The organism is Radiobacillus sp. PE A8.2 (genome assembly GCF_045635475.1).
Lineage (GTDB): Bacteria > Bacillota > Bacilli > Bacillales > Amphibacillaceae > JBJGXI01.
On record NZ_JBJGXI010000010.1, the window covers coordinates 108788 to 115723 of the forward strand.

General features: G+C 36.7%; 5 protein-coding genes and 1 pseudogene. 3 read left to right on the plus strand and 3 right to left on the minus strand.

Translation table 11 applies throughout. The features are described from left to right. Positions 1-106: 106 nt before the first annotated feature. The 3 genes and pseudogenes from ACI6MV_RS07785 (at position 107) to ltrA (ending at position 4311) form a co-directional block, all read left to right on the plus strand. A complete protein-coding gene (locus tag ACI6MV_RS07785) occupies positions 107-1348 on the plus strand; it encodes an oligosaccharide flippase family protein (RefSeq protein ID WP_407269717.1) in 1242 nt (413 codons plus the stop codon). Positions 1349-1894: 546 nt separating this feature from the next. Further along, positions 1895-2050 (plus strand): annotated as a pseudogene (locus tag ACI6MV_RS07790) (DapH/DapD/GlmU-related protein); the annotation flags it as partial. 932 nt (positions 2051-2982) lie between these two features. Continuing rightward, entirely contained in the window at positions 2983-4311 is a 1329-nt protein-coding gene (gene ltrA / locus ACI6MV_RS07795; RefSeq protein WP_407269718.1) for a group II intron reverse transcriptase/maturase, read from the plus strand. A 350-nt stretch (positions 4312-4661) separates the two neighbouring features. Here ltrA and ACI6MV_RS07800 read toward each other — a convergent pair whose 3' ends face one another. The 3 genes from ACI6MV_RS07800 to ACI6MV_RS07810 all read right to left on the minus strand — a co-directional run bounded on the left by ACI6MV_RS07800 (position 4662) and on the right by ACI6MV_RS07810 (position 6418). Further along, positions 4662-5498: a DnaD domain-containing protein gene (locus tag ACI6MV_RS07800; RefSeq protein WP_407269719.1), complete on the minus strand. Its 837-nt coding sequence runs from the start codon at positions 5496-5498 to the stop codon at positions 4662-4664. 53 nt (positions 5499-5551) lie between these two features. Next, positions 5552-6028, minus strand: coding sequence for a competence protein ComK (locus ACI6MV_RS07805; protein ID WP_407269720.1), 477 nt, complete (start codon positions 6026-6028; stop codon positions 5552-5554). A 150-nt stretch (positions 6029-6178) separates the two neighbouring features. Then, complete coding sequence (locus ACI6MV_RS07810; protein WP_407269721.1) at positions 6179-6418, minus strand: helix-turn-helix domain-containing protein; 240 nt, start codon at positions 6416-6418, stop codon at positions 6179-6181. Between the last annotated feature and the right edge of the window lie 518 nt (positions 6419-6936).

Genomic DNA, 6936 nt, shown 5'->3' on the forward strand with positions numbered 1-6936 from the left:
CATATTAAAAGTAATATATAAAAGTAAATGCAAACCTTAATGGAAATCAATATATAGAAATTCGAGATTACTAATCGTAAAGAAATTGTTTGCATTCGGAGGGAAAATGTTTAAGTCTGAGTATAATAAAAATATATCGAAAATGTTTACCGGTAGTCTTTTAGGTGCAGTAATTACCTTTACTACTTTGCCAATATTAACACGAATATATAATCACGAGGAATTTGGTAACTTCCAGATAATAGTTTCAGTTATAGCATTATTCGCTTCGATTAGTTCATTTAAATATGAAATGGCTATTGTTTTACCTAAACAAGAAGAGGATGCTAATAAAATAATATCTGTTTCCTTGTTAATATTAATATTCACTACAGTAATTCTTTCAGTTATATTTATGTTATTTGGACAACAATTATTTAACTTATTGAATGTAGGAAACGCAAACGATTTCACCCCACTAATAATAATTGGTATTTTTATTACTGGTCTTTACCAAATCTCAGCCAACCTTATAATTAGACAAAAAAAGTTTGGCCAATTATCTAGTAATGGCATAATAAGACCTATTATTTCAAATATAGGCGGGATTACTGTAGGTTTAATAAAACCCACTTTTTTTGGATTATATATAAGCCAAATTCTGGGTCAGATTATTATCACTATTTTTAATTTTAGAAAGTCAAGGCTTAACTTAATCAAACTACCTAAAAACAATTTAAAGAATGTGTTAAATAAGTATAAAAAGTTTGCATTTATTAACTCGCCATTAGAATTTATAAACACATATTCTCTCCAATTGCCTGTTTTATTGATAACCTTTTATTTTGGAGCAGGAACTGTTGGTATATATATGGTAGCGGAGCGACTTTTAAATACTCCATTAAATATAATTGGGCAATCATTTCAAAAAGTTTACTATAAAGAAGCTTCAGATGCTTATCAGAAAAATAAGGATGAGCTGTTAATTACTTATAAAAACACTGTGAAGAAGCTAGCTATAATTGGTGTTTTTCCTTTGTTAACCGTTCTTCTAACAGCACAAGTAGCAGTGAAACTTGTGTTAGGGGATGAATGGATAGAAGCAGGGGTGTTTATGCAGATATTAATGGTCGGTTACTATTTTAGACTAATTAATGCCCCGGTTAGTATCACCTTCTCCATAATTAAAAGACAAGAGATAGGGTTAATTCTAGTTATTGTTTCCTTGTGTGTAAGGTGGGGTTCTATGGTTTTATTTAGTCAATCAATTTATTCAATACTAACGGCCTTAATGGTATCTTCAGCTCTTTTTTATTTTATTTATACTTTATTTATTTTTTATTTTATTAAAAGGGATAACAATAGTTGAATAGACAATATATATATTAAAATAAGTTGTTGCTTTTTGGCGGCTAGAAAAATGCTCATTATAGGAGCAATTATATTATTTCTAAATATTTTCATGAAAAAAGCAGCTAAATAATTAATTTTTTTTTATTATGGAGAAAAAAATCATTTAGAGGTGTTAATTTTGAAAACTGTATTTATAATAATAAAAATGATTAGACAAGTGAAAATTAAAGCATACCAAGGGCGAGAAACCATCTATAATAAAATATTGAAAAACTATATGCAAATTGGTTATAACACCATAATCAAACAAGGTGTTAAATTTTCGAATTCTAATAATATCGTTATAGGAAGCGAGTGTATAATCGGTAATAATACTATACTTTTTTCGGAAATAAATGAAGGTACGTTATTAATAGGAAACAATGTACAAGTGAATAGTAATGTACATTTGGATTATAGTGGTGGATTGAGAATTGGTTGTAATACATTAATCTCTGAAGGAGTAATGGTTTTTACTCACAGTCATGGATACAATCCCAGGTCCAAGCCGATTCCTAAACCAACAAGTATTGGGGAAGGGGTTTGGATAGGAGCTAAAGCAATATTAATGGATGGATTAAATGTAGGTGATGGGGCAATAATAGCTTCTGGCTCTGTTGTAACAAAAGACGTTTCAGCTCATTCAATCGTTGGAGGAAATCCAGCAAAATTAATAAAAAAGATAAAAAAAGATTAGGACAGCTTGTCTTTAATATAGGTTGTATAAGGCGTCAAGCTAACGTTCGGGCATCACGTATACGCCCTATAATGTTTGCAATGCCGATTTAAATAAGAATAAGATTGATTCTATTTAAATGAAAATGGAGGAATTTGCATGAACAATATAACTTATAATGTGGTATTTTTTATGCTGAACAAAAGGGGACTCTTCAAGTGTTAAATTTCAGGAAGTGTATTGGAAAAATTTAATTGCGTTTTACGCTTCTGCGTATAGAACAAATCCCAATTCTGTTTTAATACTTTTTTCAAATTCAGAACCTTCACATTCTGAATGGAAAAATTTACTTGATAAAATTGGTGTTAATATTGTTAATATTAAGTACGAATACAAGCCACCAAAAGGTCACTAGCGAAGATGGGTGCCTGTCAGAGCGACCGAGCCTAGGTCGTAACATATAGCGGGTGGAGTTCCCGCCGAGTAAGGGCTAGCCACCCACTCGTAGCGAGTTTTGGAGGATGGGAGGTAACTCCTATCTTTAAGCGTAAACAGTTAGATAGTGGGCCGTAAACTACGGTTGAAGGGATTGAGCCTCGAAATACCAAATGAGAGGGCAGATGTTGTTGACAGTCCAGAATGCAATACTTTAACAAGCGATATGGCGAGTATGTTAAAGCCTCTCCGGGGTCGGTGACCATGGCACGCTAGACATTGATATGTTACGGCAACTCGGGAGATCCTATCGGTCTTCTTACGAGAAGTAAGGAGTATGGTGTACAAGCGATACAAAGTGAGGAAGCCAAATGCCTGATAGGAAGTCGGAGGGAGACATAGTACCAAAGATACCAGGTAACTCTGGTGGAGGGAAGGTACTCCCCCTATTATCATCTTACTAGGGAAACATTATCTACACACAGAGGTAGGGAATAATAATGGAAACAAAACTACTAAGAATAGCAGAATTAGCAAAATCTCAACCAAAATTGAAATTCACATCGTTGGCTCACTTGTTAAATGAGGAATCACTAAAGCAATGTCATCATGAACTTCCTGGAAATAAAGCTACAGGTGTATTAGGTGTTACTAAAGAGTCATATAGTGAAAATCTAGATGAAAACATTAAGAATCTAGTACAAAGGATGAAAACTTTAAGCTATCGACCTGAACCGGTTCGACGAACCTATATCGATAAACCAGGTTCAAAGAAGAAACGTCCATTGGGAATCCCGGAACACGAAGATAAGATTGTTCAAAAGGGATTAGCTAAGATTCTTAATACAATCTATGAGAATGATTTTCTAGACTGTTCGTTTGGCTTTAGACCTAAAAGAAATTGTCATGATGCTTTAAAGATTCTTAATGTTTACATTGAACAAAGATACACAAATTACATCGTAGATGTAGATATTAAAGGTTTCTTTGACAATGTAGATCATAACTGGATGATGAAATTCTTAGAGCATCGAATTAAAGATCCTAGTATTTTGAGAATTATAGCTAGATTCTTAAAAGCTGGCTACATGGAGGAAGCAAAGCGTTATAAAGGAGAATTCGGCACTCCCCAGGGTGGTGTAGCTTCTCCGATTCTTGCGAATGTCTATCTTCATTATGTTTTGGATTTATGGTTTGAGCATAAAGTGCGAAAAGAATGTAAAGGGCAAGCGTACATCGTACGCTATGCAGATGACTTTGTATGTTGTTTTCAAAACCAACAAGATGCGTATAAGTTCTACGGTGACCTTAAACAAAGGTTAAGGAAATTTAATCTTGAGATAGCGGAAAACAAGACTAGTATCATTCCATTTGGTAAATATGCAGAAGAAAATTGTAAAAGAAAGGGAATGAAGAAACCACCTACTTTTAATTTTCTGGGTTTTACTCATTATTGTAGTAAGAGCCAAAATGGGAAATTCCGTGTAAAAAGAAAAACCGATAGAAAGAAAATGAGAGCGAAGCTACGCAAAACAAAATTGTGGTTAAAAGAAAACAGAACTAAAGGTGCCGACTTTATTATGGATAGAATTCGAAGATCACTTATAGGCTACTACAACTATTATTGTATTACTGATAATTCACCAACGGTGGATTTATTTCGTGATTGCATTAGAAGGCTACTCTATAAGTGGTTAAACCGAAGAAGCCAAAAGAAGTCCTTTAATTGGACGAAATTCGTACTTTTTCTAAAGAAATTTCCACTTCCAAGACCAAGTGTGAAAGTAAGTATCTATGAGTTGAGAGACCATATTACGTATATTCTGTGAAGGGTAATAGGTAGAGCCGTGTGCAGGAAAACTGCACGCACGGTTCTGAGAGGGGGGGCGGAACACAATCTGCCTAGGGCAGAGAGGTTCCCTCCTACTCGACCTTCCCGAAGTTTGTCATAATGTGTCGAATGGGCCTGGGATATTGGTGTTAGGTACTGGTTTGTTGTCTGTGTAGTACATTTGTTGTGGATTGGGGTCAGTGATATTAACTCCATCGAGTGACACGATGAGGGATTTGTCTGCCCAGATGGATACGTTATTCTTCTTGTTATTCACAATTAAGGTATACTCGTGAAAGGCGGAACTATATTTAATGATTTTACGTGGTCACTGTGACTTATAACAAATCATTGCACCATACGTGACTGATATTTCAACATCACCTCGCTAATATCCGGCAACGTTGCTGATATTGCTGGGGTACTACTGGTTACGGATTGAGCCCGTTTTTCAAACCAGCTTGGAACAACGTCTTTTTTACCAGTCCAAGCTGCCTTTTTCTGTTTCTTTTGCGATTTGTGTTGCGTACGAAAAGCAATTCGCTCCTGTCTAGCTGCCTCCACAGTCGTAATTCCTTGTTTCAGCCACATTTCCAAGATGTACTTCACATATCCCCAGTGTTCCTTTCCTTGATCCAATGCCCTTTTCATCGCTTCAATGACCAGTTCATCACCAAGCTTCGCGATCCAATTCGATAACTCGTTTTGCATGTAAGCACGGATTTCGCCATAATTGTCACGATAAAACGCGTGGGCGTCTGTTGTTGTTATCTTTTTTTCTTTTTCTATCTCTTTTTCTTTAATTAATGGGTCCGGTTTGTGGTCAAAGTTGCCGTCTACTTTGTGGTCCAGATTGTCGTCCGTATTGGATTCCGGATTGTCAACCCCGCTGTGGTCCATCATCGCATACAGGCTGATCATCTGATAAATTGGTGCTTGTCTGCCTCGTTGAGATTCAAAAGTGATGTATCCTTTTTCTACTAGCTCCGTTCGTGCACGCTTGAATGTGCTTTCTGTCAGATTCGCTTTATAGCAAAGCACGGATTGCGCGACGGTGAATGTTTCTTGCCAGCACGTTTTATTGTTCATATGCATGAGCGAGTGCCATAAATTGCTAGCAGGTAGCGAAAGTGGATTGATTTCAATTTGGTGGTAAAATGCGTTGATTTCTTTAATATAGTTCATTTGGGAACTTCCTTTCTAATATCGGGGATTTTTTCGTAGGATCACTAACCGTTCTAAACAGCTGAAGAGAAATGATAAATACACGTCGCAGTGCGGTGCATTTGTTTTTCCAGTAGATAATAGGATTCTTTCATATCAAGAAATTGATCAGATTGGAAAACAATCGAAGCTTGATAGTTGGAGTTGGACAGCGGGCGAATCACGCGGATGCGGCTAACGTGGGAGTAGAAGATCCAAGTGCAGTCAAACTGATTTGGCGACTGTGTCGGAAACGCATAAATGCCAGAAGAAACACTAATCGGAATCGGAACTTTCTTTTTCGAACCAAGCAAATGCATAACCGCAGCTCGCCGTCCATCATAGCTAGCACCATACTGTAAGCACGCTTGTTTGATCAGCTGCAGAGGTGTTTTTCTGATGTACAGGGTTCTTTCTCTTTCGTAAATGATCGTGTCATAGTTGATGTCACGGGCTGGCAGTATGGCCATGGTGGATGGATTGATCATGTAGTTGGGGCGAATTTCGGGCATGTGGTGGGACAACTCCTTTGTTTGGGGATGGTGGTGAGAAGTATTCGGTGTGGTTAATAGAGAATAGGTATGAGAATCTCGTGGGGCAAATGACAAGGGGGAGCAGGCAGGTGTGTTATGGAGATCTATGCAGATTTGTCTGGCGTTTTCTTATCTATCTAGTTGCTCATCGAAATTATTGTGCCCATCATTGATCGATGCATGGAAATCTTGTACGTCAATTTTTAATGCCAAGATCAATCTATTAATAGTAGCATGATACGTATCCGTTTCAGAACGCTCAATTCTAGAAAGGGTTTCATAACTAATACCAGCTTGGAATGCAGCTTCTTCCATCGTCATGCCACACTGCTTCCGAGCTTTCCGGATGTATTTACCAACTCTACGCACAAACACGTGATTATCCAAAGCAATCTCCCTCTCACCAACAATTATCTAACTAGCGAGATAGATGCACCATGTCACATCTGACACATTTAGGTAATTTCTATTAAAAGTATGGGTGGTAGGGTTGGTTTTTGCCACAGGCTATTGGTGGTGTGGTAATTGATTCATGGAATAGAGCTGCAATCTCTAACTTAGGCAGAAGAATACCTCTGAAGCTGTCGGTATTACCTATAGACATCAGGATCATTGGTTGTAAATACTAGCATCATAATGGGTTACTATACAGGGATTTTGTGGAAGTCAGAATTGAGTTACATAATATAATAAAATCGGGAAATGACAGGGACAAGTGGTAATCATTTTAAAGGATCCACACTGTGACCCCTGATGGGCTTGCGATACTAGATATTTTATGTGTCAGTTTAAATAAAAGGGCACTGTTATTTATTTTCTGTAAATGTTCACTATAATCAACAAATGAGCGATACAAATAATGTCAGTATGTGGTAAACTTAATCTAC

What these genes read in the sequence shown, in the direction of transcription:
- ACI6MV_RS07785 (WP_407269717.1), top strand. Translation starts at nt 107, where the DNA reads ATGTTTAAGTCTGAGTATAATAAAAATATATCGAAAATGTTTACCGGT.
- ltrA (WP_407269718.1), top strand. Translation starts at nt 2,983, where the DNA reads ATGGAAACAAAACTACTAAGAATAGCAGAATTAGCAAAATCTCAACCA.
- ACI6MV_RS07800 (WP_407269719.1), bottom strand. Translation starts at nt 5,498, where the DNA reads ATGAACTATATTAAAGAAATCAACGCATTTTACCACCAAATTGAAATC.
- ACI6MV_RS07805 (WP_407269720.1), bottom strand. Translation starts at nt 6,028, where the DNA reads ATGCCCGAAATTCGCCCCAACTACATGATCAATCCATCCACCATGGCC.